This window comes from Cytobacillus firmus NBRC 15306, from assembly GCF_001591465.1.
In the GTDB taxonomy this organism is placed as follows: domain Bacteria; phylum Bacillota; class Bacilli; order Bacillales; family Cytobacillaceae; genus Cytobacillus; species Cytobacillus firmus.
Genome location: NZ_BCUY01000185.1, coordinates 1 through 2158, shown reverse-complemented (window position 1 = coordinate 2158; position 2158 = coordinate 1). Strand labels below are relative to the sequence as shown.

Here is a 2158-nt window from a genome sequence, read left to right as displayed (position 1 = left end):
CATTGAGTGTTGACTTAGAGTCAACACTCTTCTTTTCATTATCGGAAAGAGACGTCATTTCGATGAAACGACTTGGGGAGGATAATGAATTTGCAATCCCAGATGGTGAAAATCCATACCCGAGGAGACTGACCTAGCTCGGGAAGCTTAATCTAGGGCAACACCGTGAGGTGTTGTCTGAAGGAGATGCGGAAAATCGAGAGACCCGTAAGCGAATAGGTAGACCCTAATGCAATAAGTGTGAAGCACAGCGGCGAGGTAAGTTGGCGACTTTTCGAAAAGTGAGGAAGCCCACTTAAGAGGCATTTTCTTCAGAAGTCAGAACAAGAAAATGTGACTTATAGCGTGATGGTGCAGGGTATGCTTATAAGGGAAATGTGACGACCCCGTGAGGACTCCACCTTACCGAACAGGCAGGGTTCTAGTCTATAAGGGTAATCCGAAGTGACGCAGAACTGGTGGAGTAGTCAGACATTCTCATAGTACGGGAGTAACTTGATGACCATAACATCAAGCGAACGGAAGGGGAATGACCTATGGCTCCAAGCCATGAACAAGATGTAATGATAACAATCATGATACCGCGGTAAAACCGTTTGAATGTACATCAAGGAAAGGCGTGGAATACGCAATGAATCAAGAGTGGAAGTTTAAATTACACAGTGTCTATGGACAAATATTATTCGACCGAAAACTAACCCAAAGCTTCGAGCAAGTAAAAGCAAACAAGGGAGCAGGGGGAATTGACGGAGAAACCATAGAAAGTTTTGATGCTAAATTAGAAGATAATATCATGGCATTATTAAACAAACTGAAAGCAAAGTCCTATCAAGCTCAACCGGTTAGAAGAGTATATATTCCAAAAAAGAATGGGAAGAAACGACCGCTGGGTATTCCTACTATTGAAGACCGTATTGTCCAACAAAGTGTGGTAAATGTACTTCAGCCAAAATTCGAGGACAGCTTATTTCACAATTGGTCAGTTGGTTATAGACCGAATCGTGGAGTGGAAAGAGCATTACAATTAATCCTTTGGAATATCGAACAAGGATATAATTACATTTATGATTGCGACATTAAAGGATTCTTTGATAATATTCCACACAAGAAACTCATTGGAATATTGAAGAAATATGTTTCAGACCGAACGGTCTTAGGTTTAATTGAGCAATGGCTTAAAGCTGGATTTATGGAAGAGGGAAAGCTCATTCATTCCGATTATGGGACACCGCAAGGTGGGGTTATATCTCCACTTCTCGCAAACGTATACTTGAATGAACTAGATTGGGAATGGGACTTAAACGGAATTCGATTTGTCCGTTATGCCGATGATTTTCTGTTGTTCGCCAAATCGAGGGAGACTATAGAAAAGGCTGCATCCCTAACTAAGGAAAAGTTAGGTGAGTTGGGTCTAGAAATCTCTAAAGAGAAAACAAAAGTAGTCAACTTTAGTAAGGATGATTTTGACTTCTTAGGATTCACCTTTCATCATTGGAGACCGAGAAAAAAGGACAATAAATCTGTTTTCCACGTTACTCCTAAAGAAGACTCCATAAAAGATTTTCGATTGAAAATTAAGGAGAAGACTAGAAAGACGTTAACCTTGAGCAAGGAAGAATGGATAAGTCGAGTAAATCCAATCATAAGAGGGAAGGTCAACTACTATGTGACCATCATTAAGGCTATCAAAGCTAATGAAGAACTAGGACAAAAGAGCCGATGCATCACTCGATGGATGCGAAGTAAGTTGAAAGCAATCGATGGTTACATAAGGAAAAGACTACGCGTAGCATTTATTCATAAACATCCGAATCAAAAGAAAGAACAAAAGATGAGGTATAAATGGAATAATCGCTTCTTTGTAAGTATTAAGTTAATACCGAGTTACTGGCTTTACCTTAACAAAGCTTACGGTTACAGTCTTGACGAATATTTAGTTGAATTGAAGATTCTAGGAAAAAGGAAACAACAAAACGCAATTAAACGTGCAAAAGAAAATGGTGAGGAATACTTCACTCCTCACAGAATCCAAAAGATGCAAAATGCCTGGAACGCATCCTCTTGATAAACATTGTAACATTTGGTAAGCCGTATGCCTTAATAGGGCACGTACGGTTTGATAAGGGGGAAGCCTCGGAAGAGGTTTCCCTACTTTATT

Annotated in this window: 1 protein-coding gene; it reads left to right on the top strand. The window is 39.9% G+C overall.

The window, feature by feature from the left end:
- Positions 1–631 precede the first annotated feature (631 nt).
- Complete coding sequence (ltrA, locus tag BFI01S_RS21655; protein ID WP_061794413.1) at positions 632–2065, top strand: group II intron reverse transcriptase/maturase; 1434 nt, start codon at positions 632–634, stop codon at positions 2063–2065.
- Positions 2066–2158 lie beyond the last annotated feature (93 nt).